Here is a 25,269-nt window from a genome sequence, read left to right as displayed (position 1 = left end):
TCCCCTTTGGAGGAATGTAATATCGTGGTACTCATCATCATCACGACCCCTTTTTCGAAGAAACTAGGTTTATTGGTATGTATAAAAGCCGCGTCCTGTTTTCTTACCGAGCCAGCCTGCTTTTACATATTTGCGAAGAAGCGGGCACGGACGGTATTTATCGTCGCCAAAGCCCTGGTGAAGCGTTTCCATAATATAAAGACAAGTATCTAAGCCGATAAAATCTGCCAAGGTTAACGGCCCCATTGGGTGGTTCATGCCGAGCTTCATCACTTCGTCGATTGCTTCCTTCGTGGCTACACCCTCATAAACCGTATAAATCGCTTCGTTGATCATTGGCATGAGAATCCGGTTTGAAACAAAACCGGGGAAGTCGTTAACTTCAACGGGTACCTTGCTTAAGGTTTTTGTCATATCTTCAATGACTTGGTACACTTCGTCAGCCGTCGCAAGCCCGCGGATAATTTCGACGAGCTTCATGACTGGGACGGGATTCATGAAATGCATACCGATGACTTTTTCCGGACGCTTAGTTGCCGCCGCAATTTCGGTGATAGGCAGTGATGAGGTATTGCTTGCTAGAATTGTATGAGCTGGGGTAATTTCATCGAGTTGGGCAAAGATGTTTGTTTTAATTTCCATATTTTCAACGGCTGCTTCGATGACGAGGTCGACATCACTAGCATCCTTTAGGTTGGTGGAAGTAGTGATATTACCGAGAATGTCCTGTTTTTGCACTTCCGTGAGGCGTCCTTTGTCAACGTTCCGTGTTAGTAGTTTATTGATTCCGGCAAAGCCGCGTTCCACAAATTCGGGCTTTAAATCATTTAAGATGACCTTGTAACCGGCCTGGGCACATACTTGAGCTATCCCGGAGCCCATTTGTCCGGCACCGATGACCATAAGCTTTGAAATCTTCATTTTTTCCCCTCCGTAGCAAGGTCGGAACGAGTCCGACCTAGACCTTTTTATATTTTTTTACTTTGGCGATTTTTCAAAAATGACTTTTGTTGAATTTCAAAGATGTTTTATGCAAATTTCACCAAGTTTTGTTCAATTCTTAATAGGTTTTGTGTATTTTTTTAATTGTTTTGTACAAAAATCAACGTGTTTTGTACAATTAGCCAATATATGGATAATCCTCGTGGTCTTTTAAACTTGAAAACTATTAATTATCGACGTGGAACCTCAATCATCACGGCATCCCCTTGCCCGCCACCGCTACAAATCGCTGCAATCCCAATTCCGCCGCCGCGACGCTTTAACTCGTGCATTAACGTAAGGATAATCCGTGCCCCGCTGGCACCTATCGGATGACCTAAGGCAACAGCACCGCCATTAACATTGATCTTTTCTGGGTCCAGTCCGGCAATTTTCCCACTCACTAGTGCCACTGTAGCAAAAGCTTCATTGATTTCAAATAAGTCCACTTCCGCCAAGCTTTTTCCTGTTTTTCTTAACAGCTCATTAATAACAAGTCCAGGTGTTTTTGGGAAATCCTTCGCTTCCACAGCGAGTGCCGCATGGCCAACAATCACCGCTTCAGCGACACGACCTTCGCGAAGGGCGCGCTCCTCACTCATTAACACGAGGGCGGCCGCACCGTCATTGACCCCAGGGGCATTCCCGGCAGTAATTGTACCTGTTGAATTAAATACTGGGGCTAATTTAGATAGCCGTTCAAGAGAAGTATCCTTCCGCGGTGATTCATCATGCTCGACAACAACGGCAGCTCCTCTTAGCTGCGGCACCTCAACAGCCACGATTTCTTCAGCAAATTTCCCGCTCTCGATTGCCGCAACAGCAAGCTTGTGGCTTCGCAATGCCCACTCGTCCTGTGCCCCGCGGCTAATTTCCATATTGGCAGCCGATACATTGCCGTAAGTGCCCATGTGAGCGCCAGTAAAGCTGCAAGTTAAACCGTCATGAATCATTAAATCTTTGACCTGCGCATCGCCCATCCGGAAACCCCAGCGTGCTTTAGGGAGAATATAGGGGGCATTGCTCATCGATTCCATTCCGCCTGCGACAATCACTTCCTCATCGCCGGCGCGGATGATTTGGTCGGCCAAGGTGACACTGCGCATTCCAGACGCACAAACCTTATTAATCGTTTCCGTTTTCACTTCCCATGGCAGTCCAGCATGTTGGGAAGCTTGGCGTGAGGGGATTTGTCCCTGTCCCCCTTGCAAAACCGTTCCTAGGATGACTTCCTGAACATCTCCAGGCTTCACTTCTGCACGGACCAATGCTTCTTTGACAGCAATTCCTCCTAGCTGTGAAGCGGTAAGGCTGCTTAATGCTCCTCCTAATTTTCCAAATGGCGTTCTAACTCCACTTAAAATAACTGTTCTCCCCATTCAAGACACTCTCCTTTTTCATAATTTCCAGGCAAACTATGGTAAAAAAATAGCCACGACTGAACGCTCGCTCGGGCAGAAACCAAAAAAGAAACGCAGGCACCTGCTTTTTTTAATAAATATAAATGTAAGCGTTTTACTCTATATATTCTATTCTACATAAAAATGAGCAGAAGTTGAAATGATTTACACGAAATTTTAAAATTTTATGAATACGTAGACAAATCAACCTCTGCTTCATATCAAAAACTAAGCCACTTCACCACAAACTGCTTTCTCAAGTAATTCCGCCACATCGTAGGTGGAAACCTTCTCTTCGACCTCTTTTGCCTTCGTGCCATCTGAGAGCATCGTTAAGCAATACGGACAGCCGGAACTGATCACCGATGGATTGACAGCAAGGGCCTGCTCCGTTCTTGCTACGTTAATGCGGTGGCCGGTTTCTTCCTCCATCCACATCAAGCCGCCGCCTGCGCCACAGCACATTGCTTTCTCCCTGTTTCGCTCCATTTCAATCAGCTTCACGCCTGGAATCGACTTAAGAATCTCGCGCGGGGCATCATAAACATCATTGTAACGGCCTAAGTAACAGGAATCGTGGAAAGTGATCGTTTCATTGACTGCGTGTTTTGGTACAAGCCTGCCATCACGAACCAGTTCAAAAAGAACCTCGGTATGATGGAATACTTCGACATCAGTTAAGCCGAAATCAGGGTATTCATTTTTGAAAATATTATAGGCATGCGGGTCAATCGTGACGATTTTCTTGACCTCCGCCTTTTCAAATTCCTCAATATTTTTCGTTGCCAAGTCTTGGAACAAGAATTCGTTGCCGAGACGTCTTGGTGTATCGCCAGAGTTTTTCTCTTTGTTGCCAAGAATCGCAAACTTCACGCCTGCTTCGTTCAGCAGCTTCGCAAACGATAAAGCAATCTTTTGGCTGCGGTTATCGTAGGAGCCCATTGCGCCCACCCAGAAGAGGTATTCGAATTCTTCTCCCGCCTTGTTCATTTCCTTTACAGTTGGAACATGAACATCCTCGCGGGCCTCGCGCCAAGTTTCACGTTCTTTCCGGTTCAAGCCCCAAGGATTGCCTTGGCGTTCGATATTCGTCATCGCCCGCTGCGCATCGGCGTCCAATTTTCCTTCGGTTAACACTAAATAACGACGCAGGTCGATAATTTTATCCACATGTTCATTCATAACCGGGCATTGATCTTCGCAATTTCGGCACGTCGTACAGGCCCAAATTTCTTCTTCGGTAATGACGTCGCCAATCAAGCTTGGGCTGTAGACAAGAGCAGCAGCGGATTCCTGTGCACCTTGACCTGCAGATGCAAGCGCCAGTTGATTTCCCTTCGTATTCGCAAACGCAAGCGTTGGCACCCACGGCTGTTTCGAAGTAACCACAGCGCCATGATTTGTTAAGTGGTCACGAAGTTTCACGATTAAGTCCATGGGTGACAGCATTTTACCTGTTCCCGTTGCCGGACACATATTGGTACAGCGGCCGCATTCCACGCAGGCATAAAAATCAATCATTTGGTGCTGCGTGAAGTCTTCTATTTTCCCAACCCCAAACGTTTCTTGGGATTCATCCTCAAAATCAACCTTTGTCAATTTCCCTGCTTTTTCTAACCGGTTAAAATAAACATTCGCCGGTCCGGCAATCAAGTGAGCATGCTTGGACTGCGGTACATACACTAAGAACGTTAACAGGAATAAAAGGTGCGCCCACCAAGCGATGTAGAAAATTACTATCGAGGCCGTTTCACCAATTCCTGAAAAAATCAGCGAAATGACTGATGCAATCGGTTCAGTCCAGGCAGTTTCTTCCCCGTGCCAGATCAGCGACATACCGTTGCCAAGTAACACAGAAAGCATTAAACCGCCGATAAAGATTAGGACAAGACCAGATTTAAAATTCCGCTTCAGACGGACTAATTTTTCCACATAGCGGCGATAAAAAGCCCAAATAACCGCCACTAAGATCATCAGTGTGACAAGCTCTTGGAAAAACGTGAACCCTGCATACAGTAGTCCAAGTGGCAAGTGTGCCCCCGGTTTAATCCCTTTGATAATAAAATCAATCGCGCCAAATTGGACGAGGATAAAGCCGTAGAAGAACATGACATGCATGGCCCCGCTTTTTTTATCCTTGAGCAGTTTCTTTTGGCCAAACACATTGACCCAAATTTTTTGGAGGCGCTCTTTGACATTGTTATCAAACTCGACCTTTTTCCCGAGTTTAATAAATTCAATCCGCGTTTTCACTACATAGACAAACAAACTAATTGCGTAAGCGGTTACAACAAGAAACGCAATTAAGTTGACCCATAATAACCCATTCATACAAATGCTCCTTTCTATTAACTTCTAGAAAATAATTAATTTTCAGAATCTACACTTAACTCTATTATATGATGAATGAGCATTCAGTCAAATGATTTTTTAAAAGTTTGTCCAACTTATAGAAATGACCCCTTTCGGAAAAACTAAAAAAACTGAATGGAGGAAAGATTTCTGATGACTTTTGCATTCGTTTCGAGTGTACTTTTAATTCTCATCCTTTTATGGCTAGTCTTAGATTTTCAATTAGGTAAAAAGAAGCATCTTTCCATTGTCAGTAGAAATGAAACAGCCATCATTCATGGTAACTTTGATATTTTCACGCACGGAAAAAAGTTATTCGCCGACTACTTCCATGAACTAAGGAACGCCGAAAAGCATATTCATGTCCTCTTTTATATTGTCAAAGACGATTGCGTAAGTCAGGAGTTTCTCTCTATTTTAAAAGAAAAGGCCCGGAACGGTGTGGAAGTTCGACTTCTTATTGACCGCCTTGGCAGCTGGAAAGTGAAGAAGGCAGCCGTTAAGGACTTGCGGGCGGCGGGCGTTCATTTTGCTTTCAGCAATACCATTAAACTCCCCTACCTTTTTTATTCTTCACAGGTTCGAAATCATAGGAAGATCTCGATTATCGACGGTGAAATTGGCTATCTTGGCGGCTTCAACGTCGGTAAGGAATATATTGATGAGGAACCTTCCTTGGGGATCTGGCGGGATTACCATTTAAAAATCACCGGCCCGAGCGTCAATTTTTTGCAAAGTGAGTTTCTGATCGATTGGTCTGAGTATGCAGGGGGGAATCTTCAATCGGATTCGACCTATTTTCCGGCCCTAGAAGGTGGAGCGGTCCGCCATCAATTTATGCCAACGGAAGCCCACCATCTGGAGCAAAACTATCTGAGCCTGATCGGGCAAGCGAACCACTCAATGATCATCGGGTCTCCATACTTTATTCCAAGTAATCAAATTCTAGCGGAGTTACTTGCGGCCCTAAAGCGCGGGGTGCAGCTTTCCATCATTGTCCCGTTTACTGCTGACCATATGCTGGTCCAAGAGGCTTCGTTCCGTTATTTACGGAAACTACTTCGAGCCGGGGCAACGGTTTATCAATATAAAAAGGGCTTTTATCATGCAAAAACGCTCGTCATTGATGACAAAATCTGTGACATCGGCACCGCCAATTTTGATAAACGAAGTATGTTTTTAAACAAGGAAATCAATTGCTATATTTATGACCCAGCCTTTATTCAGCGCTTGGTCGATGTTCTAAAAAAGGACATTAATGACTCCGAACGCCTAACCTTAGCTGAACTGAACAAACTGAACCCAGTCCGCTCCATCAAAGAATTCATCGCTGCTATTGTTTCTTATTTTTTATAAGTAAGGAGTTTGTTTATGAAGATTCGGTTTGGTTATGTGTCGCATGCGATTAGTTTATGGGATGCTTCTCCCGCTAAGTCGTTGACGTTTACCCGATATCAACAGTTAAGCCCCGAGGAACGGGCGGAAAAACTGCTTCAGGTGACGAAGCAAAATCTGGATCACACGCTCCGGATGCTGTACTACAATATTGCTCATCAACTTGAATTGTACCGGATGTCCAGTTCGATTGTCCCGCTCGCGACCCATCCGGAAGTGAATTGGGACTTTGTTACTCCGTTTCGCACTGAATGGCAAGAACTTGGTGAACTGGTGAAACGGAAAAATTTGCGGGTCAGCTTTCATCCGAATCAATTTACTTTGTTTACCTCACCGCAAACGAAAATTACGGATAATGCCGTCATCGACATGAGCTACCATTATCGAATGTTTGAAGCGATGGGGCTCGAGGGGGAGGGTCTGATTAATATCCATATCGGCGGTGCCTACGGTGATAAACAGCAAACCTTACCCCGGTTCCATCAAAACTTGACCAAGCTGCCCGCTGAGATTAAACACGTGATGACGCTGGAAAATGATGATAAAACCTACAATGCAGAAGAAACCTTAGCGGCCTGTGAAAAGGAATCGATTCCGTTTGTTTTCGACTATCATCACCATATGGCTAATCTGTGCGAAACGAGGCTGGAGGAATTGCTGCCGCGGATTTTTCAGACATGGAACCATGCCCGCCACATCCCAAAGGTTCATATTTCCTCCCCCAAAAATGAGAAGGAATTTCGCTCGCACGCGGATTTTGTCGACCCGGAGTTTATCCTGCCGTTTTTGAAGATGCTCCGCGAAATCGGGGCCGATATTGATTTCATGATTGAGGCTAAAGCAAAGGACCAAGCTGCATTAAAATTAATCGAAGATTTAAGCCGAATTCGTGGATTTAAGCGCATGAGCGGCGGTGCAGTTGATGTTAAATAACTGGCGTATCGCCTGACGATATAGAAAAGAGTCTTCGAATCACCTCGAAGACTCTTTTCTATTCTTCAATTAAATTTAGCACTGGAACCTCACGCTCATTGTCAGGTTCTGTTCTTGAGTATATTCGCGCCATTTGTGCCGATTCATCAACATGTTGAATAATTACCGGCGTTCCCTCATAGGTCACATAAAACATTTCAGCAGAGTCTACGATTTCCTTCGCTCTTCCCACATTCATTTGTTTCATCCACTCCTCAGTCAAAGTTCCCTACTAGTATTTGCCTTTTATTCAGTACTATTCATATATATGGAAAAGCATAGGAATTTATCCATATGAAAAAGCCCCCTTAACCAAGTAAGGGAGCCGCTCATATCATTATTTACATTTTTTCAGGAGCCGAAACCCCAATCAACGCAAGCGCATTACGAAGTGTAATCTGCACTGACCGCACCAACCCAAGGCGGGCCTTCGTGCGCTCGACATTAGCAAGGTCGAGCACCTTTTCGGCATTATAGAAACTATGGAACGTCGACGCCAATTCTACGATATAGTTCGTAATCCGGTGCGGGACGCGCTTCAGTGCGGCCTCCCCTACGGCTGCCGGGAACTCGCCAATCTTCTTCAATAAATCCATATCCTTTTCTGACGACACCAAGGAATAATCCGCATCTGCATCGACACGAACACCCTGCTCCTCACCCGAACGCAGGATACTGGAAATCCGCGCATGGGCATAATGAGCATAATAAACCGGATTTTCGTTCGACTCCGATACCGCTAAGTCCAAATCAAAATCCATATGCGTATCTGAGCTGCGCATCGCAAAGAAGTAACGCGTCGCATCGAGGCCGACCTCATCAACCAAATCACGCATCGTCACGGCCTTTCCAGTCCGCTTACTCATCTTCATCTTCTCGCCATTTTTATACAGATGCACAAGCTGAATAATCTCGACCTCAAGCGCCTCGCGGTCATACCCGAGCGCCTGAATTGCCGCCTTCATCCGCGGGATATAGCCATGATGATCCGCTCCCCAAATATTGATCAGCTTCTCAAAGCCGCGGGCGAGCTTGTCTTTATGGTAAGCAATATCCGGCGTCAAATACGTATACGAACCGTCCTGCTTAATTAGCACCCGGTCCTTGTCATCGCCAAAATCGGTCGAACGGAGCCACGTCGCGCCGTCTTCCTCATATACATAACCGCTGGCACGCAGCGCCTCAAGTGCCTCATCAATTTTTCCATTTTTATAAAGTGAGGTCTCCGAGTACCAGACATCAAAGCCAACCCTGAAATCCTCCAGGTCCTGCTTCAACTTCGCCATTTCATATTTCAAACCGTATTCACGGAAAAATTCTTGGCGTTCGTCTTCAGTTACATGTACATACTTGTCGCCATATTCCTCCGCTAGCGTCTTACCGATCCCGATAATATCCGTCCCATGGTAACCGCCCTCCGGCATGTCTTTTTCCAAACCAAGTGCCTGGAAATAGCGTGCCTCGACTGACAAGGCGAGATTATTAATCTGATTACCCGCGTCATTAATATAGTATTCTCTTGATACATCGTAGCCTGCTTTTGCCAAGATATTGCAAAGTGAATCACCGACCGCCGCACCGCGGGCATGTCCAAGGTGCAAGTCCCCTGTTGGATTGGCCGATACAAACTCGACCTGAACCTTTTGGCCGCCGCCTACTTGCGTCTCGCCGTACCGATCGCCCGCTGTAAGAACAGTCGGAATCAGCTCGGTTAAATAACTATTATTCATATAAAAATTGATAAATCCCGGCCCTGCAAGCTCAATCTTTTCAATTGAAGCCTTCGTCCGGTCGATATTTGCAATCAACGCCTCCGCAATTACCTTTGGCGCCTTCTTCGCAACACGAGCCAGCTGCATCGCCATATTCGTCGAGTAATCACCAAACGCCTTCTCCTTCGGCGTCTCAAGAATCACAACGGGAATCTGCTCCTCCGAGGCCAGCCCCGCCTTCAGCACCGCCGCATGGATCTCTTCTTTTAACTTACTTTGTACTTGTTCAACTATGTTCATTTTTATCCTCCTGAAAGGTAATTTCCAAATGGTATGTACCGGCAGGCTTGCCCTGCATCGTAAAATCGTAAAGGATGTCAATCAGGCCATCAGAATGATCAATCCGTTTGGCCAGCGTGATGATTTCAAAGGTTCCAAATGGCATCTCATAGCTGCCGCGAAGCTTCTTATGCAACCGAAATGGCAAGCGCATCTTAACTGCACCACCACGCAAGATCAACGCCTCATCGCCTGACACCTTCACAATTGTCCGTATATTGCCCTCATCTTGTACCTCTTCATACTTAAGAAACGAAGCCCCATCCTTTTCAAGAAAGCGGCCAAACACTGCCAGCTCATAGACTTCCTTGCCACCCTGCTGATGAATCGTCGTCTTCACATTAATTTTCATCGGAATTTCAGTCATAGACAAACCTAATGGCACTTCCCTATTTTCTTTTTTAAGGCTATTTTCGCATAGATTGTTGTTTTTCGTAAACGTTCATCAACCCGTATTACTTAATGTATCGTGGCATCTTTTCGTAAAAACAATTGCGAAAATTGCCCTGAAACTAGTATAGGACGCTTATAATACTCCAAAAGCAACAAAGTTTACGAAAAGAACCCTTTTTAAAAAGGAACTCAGTATAATTCTTCGGAATTGTTCTAGTCCTAATCATTGACGTAACTGCGCTAATGCATACTTTTTCTATTATAAACATTGCCGGGGCACAAATCAAAAAATGCCTGACGACAAAAGTGTCAGGCACCGAAATTTATTTCACCCAGCCACATCGATGGTGTCAGGCACCGAATTTATTTCACCCAGCCAAGCAGCATTTCACGGATTAGCTTGCTAGCGGTGTTAGCGGTTTGCTCGGAAGGATCATAAATTGGCGCAACCTCAACCAGGTCGCCGCCGACCACGTTTACTTCAGAACGAGCAATCGCATGGATGGATGCAAGCAGCTCTTTCGAGGTGATACCGCCGCAATCTACCGTTCCTGTGCCAGGAGCGTGCGCTGGGTCGAGGACATCGATATCAATCGTCACATAGACCGGACGTCCAGCAAGCGTCGGGAGGATTTCCTTTAACGGCTCAAGCACCTCAAACTTCGAGATATGCATCCCATTTTGCTTCGCCCACTCAAATTCTTCCTTCATTCCCGAACGGATTCCAAACGAATAGACATTGCTCGGCCCAATATGTTCCGCAATTTTGCGGATTGGAGTCGAGTGCGATAGCGGCTCGCCTTCATATTCCTCACGCAAATCCGTATGGGCGTCAAAATGAATAATCGCTAAATCCGGATACTTTTTATACATAGCCTTCATCACTGGCCACGAGACAAGATGCTCGCCACCCATACCAAGCGGGAACTTGCCAGCAGCAAGGACTTGATCGACAAAGTCTTCAATGATGTCGATGCTCTTCTGCGGATTACCGAACGGAAGCGGAATATCGCCGGCATCATAATACTTAATATCCTCAAGCTCACGGTCAAGATAGGCACTGTACTCTTCTAAACCAACCGATACCTCGCGGATACGGGCCGGACCAAACCGTGACCCCGGACGAAAACTAACCGTCCAATCCATCGGCATCCCGTACAGGACAACCTGACTCTCCTCAAAATTCGAATGACTCTTAATAAACACATTCCCTGCATACGCCTCATCAAAACGCATCTATATATCCCCACTTTCTATTTATTGACTCTTTGAGTATTTAAAAATCTATCTTCTATGTGACCGATCGGGTACTTTTTTCCCTAGTTCAGTCATTAAGACTGGTTACTTCAACAAATCCCCTACAAATTTCGGCAATACGAATGCCGCTTTGTGCAGTTCTTTTGTGTAGTATTTGGTTTCAACTTCGTGGAAGCGGTCTTTGCTTACTTCTAATGGATCATATTTCTTAGAACCGATCGTGAATGCCCATAATCCGCTTGGATACGTAGGAATATTCGCTACATACAAACGAGTAATCGGGAAGATTTCGCGCACATCCCGTTGAACGTTACGAATTAAATCCGCTTTGAACCATGGATTATCCGATTGTGCCACAAAGATGCCGTCTTCTTTCAATGCCTTCGAAATTCCCGCATAGAATCCCTTGGTAAAAAGGTTAACAGCTGGTCCGACAGGCTCAGTCGAGTCAACCATGATCACATCATACTCATTTTCGCTGTTTGCAATATGCATGAATCCGTCATCGACCTGAACATCGACGCGCGGGTCATCTAGCATACCGGCGATCTCCGGAAGGAATTTCTTTGAGTACTCAATGACCTTACCATCAATATCAACAAGCGTCGCCTTTTTCACACTTGGATGCTTCAGCACTTCACGAATCACACCGCCATCGCCGCCGCCGACAACTAGCACATTTTCAGGATTTGGGTGTGTAAATAAAGGAACATGTGCGACCATTTCATGGTAAACAAACTCATCGCGGACAGACGTCATGACCATGTCGTCCAATAAAAGCATGTTGCCCCACTCTTCGGTTTCAATCATATCCAGCTTTTGAAACTCAGTTTGTTCTGTATGTAAGGTTTTATTTACTTTCATAGTAATGCCGAAATTTTCCGTTTGCTTTTCTGTAAACCAAATGGACATGTACATCTTCCTTTCACTTCATCCTATTTTCAACATAGAGAATTGTCCAGCTCCCAGCGACTAGTGTACTTCGCTAAACGGTCGCTTCCGCTTTTCTTTTTATAGTACCCAAACTATTGAATTACAAACACACCAAAAAGTCTAGCAAAATTTAAATAAATCATACATTAAATGTTTAAAAAGGCTCTATTTTTTCAATACTATTACTATCTATTTTTTCAAAAATTGGAAATGTGAGGTCTAGCTGCAGCGCCTAGCCCCTCGAGGTCGCTTCGGTCCTGTCGATGAAGTCAAAGAACGACTTCACCGTCAGGACCTCCAGCGCTTGTCGGGGCTGACCAAGGCGCTTCCGCTTTTCTAGTGAGGTGATAGTAGTGGAAATCATGACGGATCAAGGGTTTCGGAAGACGATTAAATATTTACGAGCAGTAATTATCCTCAGTTTGATAGGCATGATTTGCATACTCATCCTCTTCCTGGGTATTCTTGCCTATGCAAAAATTCTCGGTGCACCTCCGCTCGCCGTACCGCAATCGACCCTATTCTTCGCCGATGATGGGGCGTTGATTGGCGAAAGCAATAGCGGACAAAAACGGTATTGGGTCCGGTTGAAGGATATTTCTCCGGATGTGGTTGCGGCTACCATTTCCATTGAGGATAGAAATTTTTACGAGCATCATGGCTTTGATTATAAGCGGATTGCTGGCGCGGTCTTAGCCGATATTCAAGCCTTTTCAAAAGTACAAGGTGCCAGCACGATCACCCAGCAATATGCCCGAAATCTATTTCTTGAACACGATAAAACGTGGACACGGAAGCTCCATGAGGCTTTTTATACAATCCGCATTGAGATGAATTATTCTAAAAAGGAAATTCTTGAAGGCTATTTAAATACGATTTATTATGGCAACGGGGCCTATGGGGTACAGGCGGCGAGCCAATATTATTTTGGGAAAGATGCTAAGGACTTAAACCTCGCAGAAGCGAGCATGCTCGCAGGAATTCCAAAGGGGCCGGGGATTTACTCACCGCTTGCCTCAATGGAAAATGCAAAGCAGCGTCAGACGATTATTTTGAAAAGCATGGTAACGAATCATTATATTAAGAAAAAAGAAGCCATCGATGCATCGATGAAGCCGCTGACCATCGTCGGTGCTCACAACACTCAAAAAGTGAAGGTCGCCCCTTATTTTCAGGATGCTGTCAGAAATGCGTTAAAAAATCAATTACATTTAGATGACCGTACGATTGCCCTCGGCGGTTTGAAGGTCTATACCACACTTAACCGCAAACAGCAGGAAGCAGCGGAAAGTCAAGTTCATAAATATGTCGCGAATCTATCAGAGATTCAAGTCGGACTCGTGGCAATGGATCCTAAAAACGGGTATGTCAAAGCCATGGTCGGTGGCAGGGATTATGAAAAAAGCCCGTTTAATCGCGCTGTTCAGGCGATAAGGCAGCCAGGCTCCACCATCAAGCCGCTTCTTTATTATGCGGCCCTTGAGCAGGGATTTACGCCATCCTCGACGATGCGCAGTGAGTTTACGACCTTCCATTTTGATGATGGCCAGCCTGATTATACGCCGCATAACTTTAACAATAAGTATGCTGACGGCGAAATCACCCTTGCCCAGGCGCTCGCTGTCTCCGATAATATTTTTGCTGTCAAAACGCATTTATTTTTAGGAGAAGAGACGCTAATCGAGACAGCAAAGAAATTCGGCCTCTCTTCAAAAATGGCTCGTGTTCCGTCACTAGCATTGGGGACTTCAGGTGTACGGGTTATTGAAATGGCCAATGCCTATAGTCTATTTGCTAACGGTGGAAAAAAGGTGAATCCAACCTTAATTACGAGAGTGGAAGACTATAATGGCAACGTTATTTTTGAAAAAGAAAATGAAACGCAAAAGATCCTCGACCCAGCTAAGGCCTTTGTCATGACGCAAATGTTGACAGGAATTTTTGATCCGAAGTTAAACGGATATGCTAAGGTAACAGGGAGCACAGTAATAAAGGATATTTCAAGGCCTTATGCCGGTAAATCGGGCTCCACGGAGACGGATAGCTGGATGGTTGGGTACTCACCGCAGCTGGTTACTGCCGTTTGGGCCGGCTATGATATGGGAAAACCTATTGAGTTGGTTGCTGAAAAAACGTATGCCAAGAATATTTGGGCAAATTTTATGGAAGAAGCCTTAAAAGGTAAGCCTGTAAAGACGTTTAAAGTGCCTAAAGAAGGTGTCAAAGGGGTTTATGTCAATCCGGAGAATGGCAAGCTTGCTACAAAGGATTGCCCGGTGCGCCGGTTCACTTATTTCGTCGCTGGCACGGAACCAACTGAATATTGCACGGAGCATCTCAAAAATCATGAATCCGCACCAGGGGACCACAGGGGTACGAACAAAAAAGTACCGTGGTATAAGAAGATTATGCCGTGGAGTTAACCAAATAGAAGAGCTCCGGAAAATTTTCCGGAGCTCTTCTTGTCCTGGTTTTATAGCGTTTTTACATTGCTAATGATACTATATTTTTCAAAAAAACTACAAGCTTTTATTTTGACAATAAACCCTTTTTTAGCTCATCAGTAGAGTTGTTCCATAAAACCTCATTATGATTACGCAGGAAATCGGCTAACACCTTTTTCGAATTGTCATCCATTTCGTCGACAATAATATGACGCTTCAGCGACTTATCCATGCGGTTCACGTGTTCCGGCAAGGATTTGTAGCCGCGTCGAATCTCACGGTCAACCGTCATGAAACAGGCGGTAACCCCAGCGTAATAAGGACCTTCTTCGTTGCGGTCAATCGTTACCCAAACGAGCCAATACGGTTTCCCATTAGGAACCTCAGCTTGCGTCTTTAAAAATTTAATCCCTTTTTCGACGACGCTGCGGGCATGCATCGCGCCAACATCAATCTCAGCTTCACCCGCATTGACATCAAGGATGACCGGTGAAACATTATCAAGGCTGAGCGCCCCTTTGCCGTAGCCCTTGTGACCATCGGTTGGGTCACTTTTTATAATATTAAAACCAAGTTTCTTCTTATTTTCTTCCATTAAAACTTATACCCCCTAAAAGAACAACATTCGAAAAAAATTACTTAACCCATCCCACACCCACGGAATTACCACCCCGAAAATTGGTGTAATGGTAAATCTATCAAGCGGTGTAAAAACCAATATTAAAAAAATCAATGCCCCGTATTGTTCATATTGGGTCATTTTTGCCCGCACATGGGTCGGAGCTAAATCCTCAATAATCCGGTAGCCATCGAGCGGTGGAAAAGGTAACAAGTTAAAAATAAACAGAACAATGTTGAGCCGGATAAATATTTCGAGAAAATCATAGAAACTATCCGGTGCGGTTGCGCCAAACCGATTTAATCCGAACGCGACAACAAAACCAATACAAGCTAAAATGAGATTGCTGAGCGGACCTGCAACGGAAACAAGAATTCCTGCCAAGCGGGGCTTTTTAAAGAAAAAGCGATTCACAGGAACGGGACGGGCCCAGCCAAAGCCAGCGATAAAAATTAAAATCGTTCCAATCGGATCAAGGTGCTTGAGTGGATTCAGCGTCAAGCGTCCTTGATTCTTCGCCGTCATGTCGCCGAATTTATAGGCAACAAACGCATGAGCAAATTCGTGAAACGTAAAGGCAATCATCAGCGTAATCGCCAAATAAGGAATCATACTTAACGGATAGGCAAGAAAAGCAAAATTCTCCAACACGTATCTCCTTCCAGCACTACGGATGGCACGCTTCGGATTAGCCGTGACTCCATTTTTTCTATATTTATTCCTTTTAGTATACATGAAACGGTTTCAAAAAAGAAAATCAAAAGTGTCATCAGTTATTGCACTTTTCGTCGAATTGTGGAAAACTAAATTTAAAGCGGAAGTATTATTAAGGAGGAAAAAAACATGCCATATGTTACCGTAAAAATGCTTGAGGGACGTACTGATGATCAGAAGCGCGCATTAGTTACAAAAGTAACTGAAGCCGTCAGCGAAACAACAGGTGCTCCAAAAGAAGCCATCCACGTAATGATTGAAGAAATGAGCAAAAACAACCTTGGAATTGCTGGCGTGAGAAAAAGCGACCAATAATTAGAAAAGCTGAAGCGACCGGTGTCAGGCACCATGTGAAATTTTCACAAAGGTGCCTGACACCTTTTTTATCAAAAAACACCACCCAGACTACTGCACCGTAGTCTGGGTGGTGTTTAAAATTATCTTATTGAATTTTCCCTTTTAACGCTTCGATATATTGATAGGCCTCATCGATTTCCGCTTCGGTATAGCGCTGACTTGCTTTTAAGGTAAACACCTTGTTCATGACTTCATCTTTTGGAAGATTATCAAAATATAAAACCGTTGAAACTAACTCCAAGAATCTAGCATTCTGGTCATTCATATCCACCAGACAATCCTGCAAAAACGGCATCTCGATCTCATTCAAACTTAAAAACTCTTTCCCAGGCTCTGTCAGCGAGTAGCGGTATTGGAAATAGCCGCCCTTTTTCTCCTTCACCTCATTGAGAAAGCCCATGTTACAAAGCTCTTCGACCCGTAACGTCAATTCCTCTGAGTAGGGGCCGTAAAAATGAAACTGGAACCGCTCATGAAAAGGGAAGGCCACCTTTTTTGCAATATATATCATCTTTTGCAGCTTCTTTCGTCCGATAATCTCACCGGAAACCATAACCGCCTGCATCAGCTTCGCGTGATCATTTAACAACGTTCGTCATCTCCTACTCCATTTCAACAGATCATGATTCGGTGTCAGGCACCACTAGTTAATCGTTCTATAACTCTAAAAGGGCACGGATTTGCCTTTTAACTTCTTTTTCCCCAGTGTCGTCGAGAAGGAAATCGGCCGGGTAATAGAGCTTGTGGTCCGTTCTTCTTTTCCCTGAAATCGCATCGACGATCTCGGACTCTCTCGAGAGCTCCCGGAGTTCCCCATTATGCATCAACAAATGAATCGGCAGCCGTTCCTCTTCCTCCCCGGGACGATAGAAATCATACGGTAAATCCGATGAGGAATCGACCACTAAATAGTATTCCGGATCCATTCCTGCCTTTTTGAATAAGGAACCTAATTCGGCGAGTTTTTTGTATTCTTTCGCAGGATCAAATTCGGCAAACTTAAATAGATTGCGATTGACAAATCGACGGCAGAGATCCCTTAAAATAGGATCGGCTTCCTCCTGCCAAATTTGAAAATAATATAAAATCACCGATTCATCTAATTTTAAATAGTCTTCTAAAGTTACTTTTTCATTGAAAATCGATGTAAAGTGGATCGGTTCATATTTAAACGAATAGTTTTCTTCAAACAACTGCTTGGCGCGGTGGAGAATTTTTGTCAAAATGACCTCTGCACTGCGCGAAACGGGATGAAAATAGACCTGCCAATACATCTGGTAGCGGCTCATAATATAATCTTCGACCGCATGCATCCCGCTCTTTTTAATAACCACCTGGTCTTCGCGCGGCCGCATCACCCGGAGGATGCGTTCCATATCAAATTGACCGTAGCTGACGCCCGTAAAATAGGCGTCCCGCTGCAAGTAATCCATCCGGTCGGCATCAATTTGACTGGAAATCAGGCTGACTACTAACTTTTTCTCTGAAGTCTTTGCAATTACTTCGGCAACCTTTTCAGGGAAATCCTTGCCAACCTTCAAGAGCACCTGATTCACTTCGGTATCGCCTAAAATAATCTTCCTGGTAAAATCCTCATGATCAAAATCAAACACATTTTCAAAGGAATGGGAAAACGGGCCGTGACCGAGGTCGTGAAGCAGGGCCGCACACAGGGTTAGCAGGCGCTCATTATTATTCCACTCCGGCCTTCCTGCAAACACGTCATCAATGATGCGGCGGACAATTTCATAGACACCTAGTGAATGGTTGAAGCGGCTGTGCTCTGCGCCGTGGAAGGTTAAAAACGTCGTTCCGAGCTGTTTGATGCGCCGTAAGCGCTGAAACTCTTTCGTCCCAATTAAATCCCAAATGGCCAGGTCACGGACGTGGACGTAGCGGTGGACAGGGTCTTTAAATACTTTTTCTTCACTCAGTTTTTCCTCCGAATAGGCCATAGACTTCCCTCTTCCTCGTAAACTTGCTTCTGGCTTCCAATGCCCTTTGCTAATATATTTCCTATTATATCCCAAAAACCACCCATTTTTCAGCAATATTCTACAGGATTTTTCGACATTGTTTGGAAAAAAAATCACCTGTGTTCTTCAACAAAGGTGATTATTTTATCTTTTTATTTACTTTCTCCATTAATTCCTCTTCGGTTAGTGCCGCAACGGGGCGGTTATTGACGAAGGCAAAGGTCTTTTTCCGGCCAGGCCCGCAATAGGATTGGCAGCCAATTTTCACTTCAGCATCCGGATCCAGTTCTTTCAACCGAGGGATTAACGTCTTTAGATTCACGGCCTGACAATCATCACAAACGCGAAATTCATTAGACATTTGTTACAACCCTTTCTTTGGTCACTCTCTATCTATATTTTATCCAGCTTGGATTTCTTAAAACATTCGATTAACTCCTATGGTATTTTACAATTTCTTGTTTTCGAATGCAAGTTGCAATCTTTACTAAACTCGTGAAAAAAATCTACTATCCTTGCAACCATTTTGGTATAAAGGCTTAAAAACTTGTCCATCCTAAGACTAGAACTTTTAAAAACTCGTCAAGATTTATTGGCGGGTTCATCAAAAAAACTATAAAAGGGAGTTGAACATATGAAAGTTCGTCAAGATGCATGGACAGATGAGAATGATTTGCTTTTAGCTGAGACTGTCCTAAGGCACGTAAGAGAAGGCAGTACCCAGCTGAATGCTTTTGAAGAAGTGGGCGATAAGCTGAATCGTACTTCTGCCGCTTGTGGGTTCAGATGGAATGCCGTCGTTCGCCACCGCTATGAAAAAGCATTACAATTGGCCAAAAAGCAACGAAAACAAAGACAAAGAGTGTTAGGAAAAGATCAAGGCGGCAAGAAAAAGCTATTATATAGCCCGCCGCTCACTGGAGCACCTGATTTTGATACGATGCCGGTCCAAGTTGAAATGCCGCTCGAAGCTACGTTTGATCTGCCGGATATGACAGCAGAGATGGCCGAGGAAAGCTATGTAACACCAGCTGCTATGCAAACTCAGGCACCACTTCAAGCACAGGCACCACTTCAAGCACAGGCACCTGTTCAAGCACCCGTCCAAACGTACCGACAGGCCAATCCAACTGGACTTTCGCTTGATTCCGTCATTACTTACTTGCAAAACTTCCATCATGCCAATCTGCAAAATGAAGCATTAAAAAGTGAGAATGAAAGATTAAAAAGGGAATTGGCTGAGGTTAGGCGTCAAAATGAAGAAATGTCCGCTAAAATTGAAGGCCTCGAGCAGAATACCGAAACGATTCAAGAAGATTACGAGACCTTAATGAAGATCATGAACCGGGCCCGCAAGCTTGTGTTATTTGAAGAAGAAGAAAGACCAGCGACTAAATTCAAAATGGACCGTAACGGGAACTTAGAGAAAGTCGCGGAATAAAAATACTGGGAGAAGAGCAAAAGCGCAACATCTCTTTGAAAAAAAAGCCGTAAATCCACTCGAGTGGGATTTGCGGCTTTTTTACATGGCGGTAATTTTTTCATTACGATCAATGACCCGTTGATAATAACCGGGAAATAATGACAGTTCAAACTCATTCAATGGCCCTGCATATAAAAGTTCACTATTTTCCTTTAACTGGTTTAATAGACGGAGCATCACATCGGCGATGGTGAAATCCGTGCCAAGCAATTCTGCGAGCGAAGCCATGACTTCCGGGACAATCTGCGGATAGGCAAATTTTGTTTCTGCTTCTTGTTTTGCTAGTTTATAAAATTGCCTGACCAGTTCAGCCCGTTCCCGACCGCTTCCATTTACACAAAGATAAATCTGGACAGCCACCCCTTTTTTAAGGCGGCGCTGGGAGATGCCCGCAAATTTTTTCCCGCCAATACTCAGGTCATAGCTTCCCGGGCAATAAGAACCGACAATTTCCCTTGCCTCCATCTGATGCGGAAAGTCGGCAAACATATTCTGAATCAGCTGCCACATGGCATCATAGCCGCGGTTAATATCAATCCCTTTTTCCGCCTCGGGAAGAATTAACGAAATATTGAGGACCCCTTCATCGAGAATGACAGCGAGGCCGCCCGAGTTTCTGACAATCGCCTGATAGCCTTGCTCGTGCAGGAATTCGATTCCTTCTTGTAAAAATGGCAGTTTGGTATCCTGAATACCGAGGACGCATGTTTTGTGGTGTACCCAGGTCCTGGCTGTGGCTGGTGCCTCTCCCGTTCCGACCGAGGCACAGAGGGTATCATCGGTTCCAAACGATTGTAATGCTTGAAAATGAATGCCGACAGCGGATTGATCGATGATTCGCCACTGCGGCTGGCGTAGTAAACCTTCCATTTGGGTGGCTCCTAACTAAATTGATAGACTTATTTTATCAAAATCGCGTGAAATTAAACAGGGTGAACCTTTTTGTGCCATAGAATGTGCTATTCATTTACCGTTAGCCCCGCTTTTTCCTGGTTTCGGTAAGTGCAGCCGCCTTTCATTTACCGCTGATACTCCTTTTTCCCTCTTACCGGTAAATGCAGCCTTCTCTCATTTACCGTCCATACTCTTTTTCCCCCTCACCGGTAAATGCAGCCTTCTTTCACAAAAAAAGGCCAGCCCACCCCCGTGGACCAGCCCCTCCCAAATCAAACTCTTATAACCCCTGTGCTGCTGTAATTAAAGCCAGTTTGTAGACGTCTTCTTCGTTACAACCGCGTGATAAATCATTTACCGGTGCGTTTAAGCCTTGTAGGATCGGTCCAACCGCCTCAAAGCCGCCTAAGCGCTGCGCAATTTTATAACCGATATTTCCTGCTTCAAGACTAGGGAAAATGAACACATTCGCATCGCCTTGGAGCGGTGAATCTGGTGCCTTACTTTTCGCAACAGAAGGAACAAATGCCGCATCAAACTGAAACTCTCCGTCCAATACAAGCGATGAGTCACGGCGCTTCGCTTCTTCCACTGCCGCGGCCACCCGTTCTGTTTCCGGCGATTTAGCGGAACCCTTTGTTGAAAAACTAAGCATCGCAATACGCGGCTCGATATCAAACATGTTAGCTGTCTTCGCACTTTCAATCGCAATTTCGGCTAAATCATTACTGTCTGGTGCAATATTAATTGCACAATCAGCGAACACATACTTTTCATCCTCACGAACCATGATGAACACACCAGACGTTTTCTTAACGCCTTCTTTTGTTTTGATGATTTGCAAGGCAGGGCGTACCGTATCTGCAGTCGAGTGGGCCGCACCGCTGACAAGGCCGTGTGCTTTATTTAAATACACCAACATCGTGCCGAAATAGTTTTCATCAAGCAAGATTTTGCGGGCATCCTCTTCGGTTGCTTTCCCCTTGCGGCGGTCCAGCAAACGCTGCTACAAGTTCGTCCATGCCTGCATAGCTTGCAGGGTCATAAATTTCTGCATCATCGAGCGATACACCAACCTCAGCTGCTTTGGCCTGAACCTGTTCGATGTTGCCAATCAAGATCGGTGTCATTAATTTCTCTGTAGCTAAACGACCTGCCGCTCTGACAATCCGTTCGTCTAATCCTTCTGGAAAAACAATCTTCAAATCACGTCCAGAAACTTTTTTCTTCAATCCTTCAAATAAATCACTCACGACAATAATCCTCCCTTAATAAACCTACTTTATTAGCATACTTTACCGTTTTTAAATTTCAAGGATATCACTCACTGCGGCTAAAAGTTTATTTTTTCAAAAAATTACACGCTAAGGTTTATGATTTACTTTTCATAATAAAAATATCCATAAAAGGGTTTCGAAAGGTTTATTCGCGCGCCACTGGGTCAAACTATGATATAGTATGAATGTAAATAGGAAGAATGATTATTTAGGAGTGATTATAATGAGTGAAGCAGCAGTAACGCTTGATGGCTGGTATTGCCTCCATGATTTCCGTACCGTTGATTGGACAACTTGGAAAATGCTCCCTAGTGATGAGCGAGAGGAAGCTATCCACGAGTTTTTAAGTCTAGTTGAGAAGTGGAATGCGACGCAGGAACGTAAAGAAGGCAGCCATGCTTTATATACCATTGTTGGGCAAAAAGCCGATTTTATGATGATGATTCTTCGTCCGACGATGGATGAACTGAACCAAATTGAAACCGAATTCAATAAAACAAGATTGGCCGAATTCACCGTGCCTGCCCATTCTTATGTTTCGGTTGTTGAACTAAGTAACTACTTGCCTGAAGGTGAGGACCCTTACCAAAATCCGCAAATTTTAGCCCGTCTGTACCCGACGCTGCCTAAAACGAAATATGTCTGCTTCTATCCAATGGATAAGAAACGCGAAGGCAACGATAATTGGTACATGCTACCGATGGCAGAGCGTAAAAGTTTGATGCGCAGCCACGGAATGATTGGCCGTACATATGCTGGTAAGGTAAAGCAAATCATCACTGGTTCGGTTGGTTTTGATGATTATGAATGGGGCGTCACCTTGTTTGCGGAGGATGTCCTTCAGTTTAAAAAGCTTGTCTATGAAATGCGTTTTGATGAGGTAAGTGCTAGATACGGAGAATTCGGCTCCTTCTTTGTCGGCAACATCTTAGAGGAAGAACGGATCGCTAGTTTCCTTCATGTATAATTTTTTTAAAAAAGTTCTCAGTTTTCAGCTGGGGACTTTTTTCTGTTCTTCCCGGTTAGCTAGTCATATTCCGTCCCTTGTGCTCATACTATTTAAACAGCGAGTCTAAGAAAGAACTCCACAACTCTCAAATACAGAAAAGTTTATATTTCCCCGTTGGAACATATTTGGGTTGCAGGGAGTATTAATAGGTTGTTGGGCCACTCGTTTTATTCATTTTTTAGGAGGGAAAAAGATGAATCAATATTACAATCCACAGGGATTTCAGCCTTATCCGGGAGCATCTGGGCAACAGCAAGGAGATCCAAGGGTGCAGGGGGGCGGGCAAAGTTTTTATCCGGCACCTGGTGCACAAGGATTTCCGCAATTCCCACCGGCCGGGGCAGGATCAGGATCGCCTTCAGCACCAGCAGCGCAAGCACCTGGCATGCTGCCAATTGAGCAATCGTACATCGAAAATATCTTACGGTTAAATAAGGGGAAATTGGTAACTGTCTTTGCCACTTTTGAAGGAAACAATCAATGGAATGCGAAGGAATTTAAAGGGATTATTGAAGCGGCAGGAAGAGATCATGTGATCTTGAGCGATCCACAATCCGGGGCAAGGTACCTGATTCCAATGGTCGCGGTCGATTACGTCCAATTTTCGGAAGAAATTGAGTATGAATATCCATATGGCAGTGCTCCACCGTTATCTACTTACCCGCCAAGATAAATCATATCAAGCAAACACCAATTGTGCGCCAATTGGTGTTTTTGTTTTTTGATAAAAAAAGACACCGGGAACCGTTCCCAATGCCATAAAGTAATTACAAATGTTTAACTGCGCCAACAACAATTAGGATCCAGGCTGCTAAGAAGCAGACACCGCCAATTGGTGTGATCGCCCCTAAGATCCCAATCTTTGTTAAGCTTAATACATATAAACTGCCGCTAAAGAAGATGATACCGGCTAGCATCAGCCATCCTGCCCAGGTAAATTGCGGGCTGGCAGCTGCTACTTTCTCGATAAGGAGACCTATAATCATGATACCGATTGCGTGGAACATTTGATAGGTGACACCCGTTTTCCAAATATCCAAATAATAGGCATCCAATTTATCCTTTAATCCATGGGCACCAAAGGCCCCAAGAGCAACCGCTATGAAGGCGTTGATCGCGCCGATTATGATAAAAGCTTTCATCTAAAAATCCCCCCTATTTTTTAGCTCTGTTTAACTAGTCTGTTGATTTCCACCCCAGGCGCTTCGTTTTCGACTCCAATCAAGAGATTGGTGAATCGGCAAAGTGCCTTATTTTAGCCTTTTGTTAAAAATCAAACAATGAATCCCCGTTGGCTTCGTTTTCCATGTCTAGTTTTTTCGGCTGTTGTAATGTTGGTGTTTGTTGAATGATTGGCTGGCTCATCACAGGCTGTTGGTACGCCTGAAAGGAGATGGCTGGTTGAACGGAAGGTGTCACCTCGCTTGCCGGTGATGGTTTTTCGTCTAGCAGCAACTCGCATAATATTTTAATAGAATAGACTTTTTCTCGCAAGCTTTCTTCCTTGGTGCTGCTTTTCGCCAGCATCAATTCTGCCTCTATTTTCGTTAATAGTTTTTGGACGGATATATTCATTTTGAAATTACCTCTCTATTTTCGACTATTATCTCATCATACACGAGTACAACTCTTTTTACGAAAAATCAAACCATTCGTTAGGACTCTCGACAAAATCTGCCTTGTTCCACGTGAAACAAGTCAGATTTTGTCCTATCTATAACCGGCGAATTTCCTTTTTAAAAAGTCTCATAAATAATGGATCCTGTTTGAGAAATTTCATAATCACCCAGTGAGTTTATTTCTGATTGAAACAGCTGAGAAGATAAAGTTTCCTTTACAATTTGGATCAGCTTTTCATTTTCAGGTGTTTTTAAAATAACCAGATCGTAACGTTCCGATATTAACGGTACAAAGTCTATTCCAACGATCTTAGCAGCCTTTTCAATCCCCACTCCTACATCTGCGATCCCAGTAGAGACGGCTGAAGCAACACTTAAGTGATTCGTCTCTTCGTGCTCATACCCATTTATATTCTTAGAAGAAATATTGTGTATTCTGAGCTGTTCATCGAGAAGGATCCTTGCACCCGACCCTTTCTCTCGATTGATAATTTTTACATCCTCTTGATTTATATCAGCCCACGACGTGATGTGGAGCGGGTTTCCCTTTTGAACATAAAAACCGGCTTTTCTTGATACAAGATTGATTAAAATATAAGGATAGCTGACCAAAATCTTTTTTACATAAGGTAGATTGTATTCTTCTGTATCTCCATCAAACATATGTAAGCTAACTATTTCACATTCACCATTGTATAAAGAAATGAGGCTGTTTAAACTTCCTGAATAGGAACGTAAGGCTTTATAGGTGGAAGATTTCTCAATGTGTTTACCTAGGATATCTAGAATAATGTCTTGTCCACTAATGACAATATTTTTGGATGCCCTTGGTTCCATTCTTTGTTGATGCCATTCTTGGGCAGGAGGAGTCGTGCTCTGACTTGACTTATTATTCGATATGTAATGATCCAAATCCTTTGCATCCATTCGCATCTGTCTTCCCACACGGAATACAGGAATTTCCCCTTTTTTTATCAAATCATATATGGTTAGTTTCGAAACCTTTAAAAGCTGCGATACTTCTTCAATTGTATAGGAAATCTCCTTAGACATGTCCATCCCTCCTCCTTCTATTGTATCTTATTATTTTTTAATAAGCATTTTCCTGATAAAATTGTATTCTGTGATTTTTTTCATATCATA

24 protein-coding genes and 1 pseudogene are annotated in these 25,269 nt (G+C 44.1%); 7 read left to right on the top strand and 18 right to left on the bottom strand.

The window, feature by feature from the left end; all coding sequences use genetic code 11:
- Nucleotides 1-69 precede the first annotated feature (69 nt).
- From RCG22_RS16365 to RCG22_RS16355, 3 genes are all read right to left on the bottom strand, one after another.
- The gene (locus tag RCG22_RS16365; protein ID WP_308103795.1) at nucleotides 70-921 is read right to left on the bottom strand and encodes a 3-hydroxybutyryl-CoA dehydrogenase; all 852 of its coding nucleotides are present in this window, start codon (nucleotides 919-921) and stop codon (nucleotides 70-72) included.
- A 251-nt stretch (nucleotides 922-1,172) separates the two neighbouring features.
- Nucleotides 1,173-2,360: an acetyl-CoA C-acetyltransferase gene (locus RCG22_RS16360; RefSeq protein WP_308103794.1), complete on the bottom strand. Its 1,188-nt coding sequence runs from the start codon at nucleotides 2,358-2,360 to the stop codon at nucleotides 1,173-1,175.
- A gap of 249 nt (nucleotides 2,361-2,609) precedes the next feature.
- A complete protein-coding gene (locus tag RCG22_RS16355) occupies nucleotides 2,610-4,712 on the bottom strand; it encodes a heterodisulfide reductase-related iron-sulfur binding cluster (RefSeq protein ID WP_308103793.1) in 2,103 nt (700 codons plus the stop codon).
- Between the two features lie 174 nt (nucleotides 4,713-4,886).
- Between RCG22_RS16355 and cls the strand changes: the two genes are divergently transcribed.
- Both cls and uvsE read left to right on the top strand, forming a co-directional pair.
- Complete coding sequence (gene cls, locus RCG22_RS16350) at nucleotides 4,887-6,089, top strand: cardiolipin synthase (RefSeq protein ID WP_308103792.1); 1,203 nt, start codon at nucleotides 4,887-4,889, stop codon at nucleotides 6,087-6,089.
- A 15-nt stretch (nucleotides 6,090-6,104) separates the two neighbouring features.
- The gene (gene uvsE / locus RCG22_RS16345) at nucleotides 6,105-7,061 is read left to right on the top strand and encodes a UV DNA damage repair endonuclease UvsE (RefSeq protein WP_308103791.1); all 957 of its coding nucleotides are present in this window, start codon (nucleotides 6,105-6,107) and stop codon (nucleotides 7,059-7,061) included.
- Nucleotides 7,062-7,119: 58 nt separating this feature from the next.
- Here the strand turns inward: uvsE and RCG22_RS16340 are convergent, their stop codons facing one another.
- From RCG22_RS16340 to speE, 5 genes are all read right to left on the bottom strand, one after another.
- The gene (locus RCG22_RS16340; protein WP_374049370.1) at nucleotides 7,120-7,308 is read right to left on the bottom strand and encodes an H-type small acid-soluble spore protein; all 189 of its coding nucleotides are present in this window, start codon (nucleotides 7,306-7,308) and stop codon (nucleotides 7,120-7,122) included.
- Nucleotides 7,309-7,441: 133 nt separating this feature from the next.
- Nucleotides 7,442-9,112 (bottom strand): arginine--tRNA ligase, encoded by a 1,671-nt coding sequence (gene argS, locus RCG22_RS16335; protein ID WP_308103790.1) that lies wholly within the window; start codon nucleotides 9,110-9,112, stop codon nucleotides 7,442-7,444.
- Entirely contained in the window at nucleotides 9,099-9,503 is a 405-nt protein-coding gene (locus tag RCG22_RS16330; RefSeq protein ID WP_308103789.1) for a YwiB family protein, read from the bottom strand. The genes argS and RCG22_RS16330 overlap by 14 nt, the downstream gene beginning before the upstream one ends.
- Nucleotides 9,504-9,907: 404 nt before the next feature.
- Nucleotides 9,908-10,780: an agmatinase gene (gene speB / locus RCG22_RS16325; RefSeq protein ID WP_098260206.1), complete on the bottom strand. Its 873-nt coding sequence runs from the start codon at nucleotides 10,778-10,780 to the stop codon at nucleotides 9,908-9,910.
- A 105-nt stretch (nucleotides 10,781-10,885) separates the two neighbouring features.
- Entirely contained in the window at nucleotides 10,886-11,713 is an 828-nt protein-coding gene (gene speE / locus RCG22_RS16320) for a spermidine synthase (protein WP_308103788.1), read from the bottom strand.
- A gap of 374 nt (nucleotides 11,714-12,087) precedes the next feature.
- Here speE and RCG22_RS16315 point away from each other — a divergent pair, with 374 nt between their 5' ends.
- Nucleotides 12,088-14,157 carry a transglycosylase domain-containing protein gene (locus RCG22_RS16315; protein ID WP_308103787.1) on the top strand — a complete coding sequence of 690 codons (2,070 nt, stop codon included), beginning with the start codon at nucleotides 12,088-12,090 and terminating at the stop codon, nucleotides 14,155-14,157.
- 106 nt (nucleotides 14,158-14,263) lie between these two features.
- Here the strand turns inward: RCG22_RS16315 and RCG22_RS16310 are convergent, their stop codons facing one another.
- Both RCG22_RS16310 and RCG22_RS16305 read right to left on the bottom strand, forming a co-directional pair.
- Nucleotides 14,264-14,773 carry a YwhD family protein gene (locus tag RCG22_RS16310; protein WP_308103786.1) on the bottom strand — a complete coding sequence of 170 codons (510 nt, stop codon included), beginning with the start codon at nucleotides 14,771-14,773 and terminating at the stop codon, nucleotides 14,264-14,266.
- Nucleotides 14,774-14,788: 15 nt separating this feature from the next.
- On the bottom strand, nucleotides 14,789-15,409 hold the full coding sequence (locus tag RCG22_RS16305; RefSeq protein WP_308107182.1) for a site-2 protease family protein: 621 nt from the start codon (nucleotides 15,407-15,409) through the stop codon (nucleotides 14,789-14,791).
- A gap of 231 nt (nucleotides 15,410-15,640) precedes the next feature.
- Between RCG22_RS16305 and thmT the strand changes: the two genes are divergently transcribed.
- Complete coding sequence (gene thmT / locus RCG22_RS16300; protein ID WP_098260211.1) at nucleotides 15,641-15,826, top strand: 2-hydroxymuconate tautomerase; 186 nt, start codon at nucleotides 15,641-15,643, stop codon at nucleotides 15,824-15,826.
- A gap of 127 nt (nucleotides 15,827-15,953) precedes the next feature.
- Here the strand turns inward: thmT and RCG22_RS16295 are convergent, their stop codons facing one another.
- The 3 genes from RCG22_RS16295 to RCG22_RS16285 form a co-directional block, all read right to left on the bottom strand.
- A complete protein-coding gene (locus RCG22_RS16295; RefSeq protein ID WP_308103785.1) occupies nucleotides 15,954-16,457 on the bottom strand; it encodes a YwgA family protein in 504 nt (167 codons plus the stop codon).
- Between the two features lie 67 nt (nucleotides 16,458-16,524).
- Complete coding sequence (locus RCG22_RS16290; RefSeq protein WP_308103784.1) at nucleotides 16,525-17,823, bottom strand: HD domain-containing protein; 1,299 nt, start codon at nucleotides 17,821-17,823, stop codon at nucleotides 16,525-16,527.
- Nucleotides 17,824-17,983: 160 nt separating this feature from the next.
- Nucleotides 17,984-18,205 carry a YuzB family protein gene (locus RCG22_RS16285; protein ID WP_066248771.1) on the bottom strand — a complete coding sequence of 74 codons (222 nt, stop codon included), beginning with the start codon at nucleotides 18,203-18,205 and terminating at the stop codon, nucleotides 17,984-17,986.
- 273 nt (nucleotides 18,206-18,478) lie between these two features.
- On the opposite strand from RCG22_RS16285, the gene RCG22_RS16280 reads away from it, so the two are divergent.
- Nucleotides 18,479-19,285, top strand: coding sequence for an RsfA family transcriptional regulator (locus tag RCG22_RS16280; protein WP_308103783.1), 807 nt, complete (start codon nucleotides 18,479-18,481; stop codon nucleotides 19,283-19,285).
- Between the two features lie 81 nt (nucleotides 19,286-19,366).
- On the opposite strand, the gene lipL is transcribed toward RCG22_RS16280, so the two are convergent.
- Nucleotides 19,367-20,197: an octanoyl-[GcvH]:protein N-octanoyltransferase gene (gene lipL, locus RCG22_RS16275; RefSeq protein WP_308103782.1), complete on the bottom strand. Its 831-nt coding sequence runs from the start codon at nucleotides 20,195-20,197 to the stop codon at nucleotides 19,367-19,369.
- Nucleotides 20,198-20,501: 304 nt separating this feature from the next.
- Nucleotides 20,502-21,474, bottom strand: a pseudogene (pta, locus tag RCG22_RS16270) (phosphate acetyltransferase).
- 247 nt (nucleotides 21,475-21,721) lie between these two features.
- Here pta and hemQ point away from each other — a divergent pair.
- Both hemQ and gerQ read left to right on the top strand, forming a co-directional pair.
- Entirely contained in the window at nucleotides 21,722-22,465 is a 744-nt protein-coding gene (gene hemQ, locus RCG22_RS16265) for a hydrogen peroxide-dependent heme synthase (protein WP_308103780.1), read from the top strand.
- A 235-nt stretch (nucleotides 22,466-22,700) separates the two neighbouring features.
- On the top strand, nucleotides 22,701-23,180 hold the full coding sequence (gene gerQ, locus RCG22_RS16260; RefSeq protein ID WP_308103779.1) for a spore coat protein GerQ: 480 nt from the start codon (nucleotides 22,701-22,703) through the stop codon (nucleotides 23,178-23,180).
- 94 nt (nucleotides 23,181-23,274) lie between these two features.
- On the opposite strand, the gene RCG22_RS16255 is transcribed toward gerQ, so the two are convergent.
- From RCG22_RS16255 to RCG22_RS16245, 3 genes are all read right to left on the bottom strand, one after another.
- On the bottom strand, nucleotides 23,275-23,649 hold the full coding sequence (locus RCG22_RS16255) for a DUF423 domain-containing protein (protein ID WP_308103778.1): 375 nt from the start codon (nucleotides 23,647-23,649) through the stop codon (nucleotides 23,275-23,277).
- Nucleotides 23,650-23,773: 124 nt separating this feature from the next.
- Nucleotides 23,774-24,082: a YwdI family protein gene (locus tag RCG22_RS16250; RefSeq protein ID WP_308103777.1), complete on the bottom strand. Its 309-nt coding sequence runs from the start codon at nucleotides 24,080-24,082 to the stop codon at nucleotides 23,774-23,776.
- A gap of 161 nt (nucleotides 24,083-24,243) precedes the next feature.
- Nucleotides 24,244-25,179, bottom strand: coding sequence for a helix-turn-helix transcriptional regulator (locus tag RCG22_RS16245; RefSeq protein ID WP_308103776.1), 936 nt, complete (start codon nucleotides 25,177-25,179; stop codon nucleotides 24,244-24,246).
- Between the last annotated feature and the right edge of the window lie 90 nt (nucleotides 25,180-25,269).

Source organism: Neobacillus nitrireducens, from assembly GCF_030915405.1.
GTDB lineage: Bacteria > Bacillota > Bacilli > Bacillales > Cytobacillaceae > Neobacillus.
This window is presented reverse-complemented; position numbering and strand designations above follow the sequence as displayed.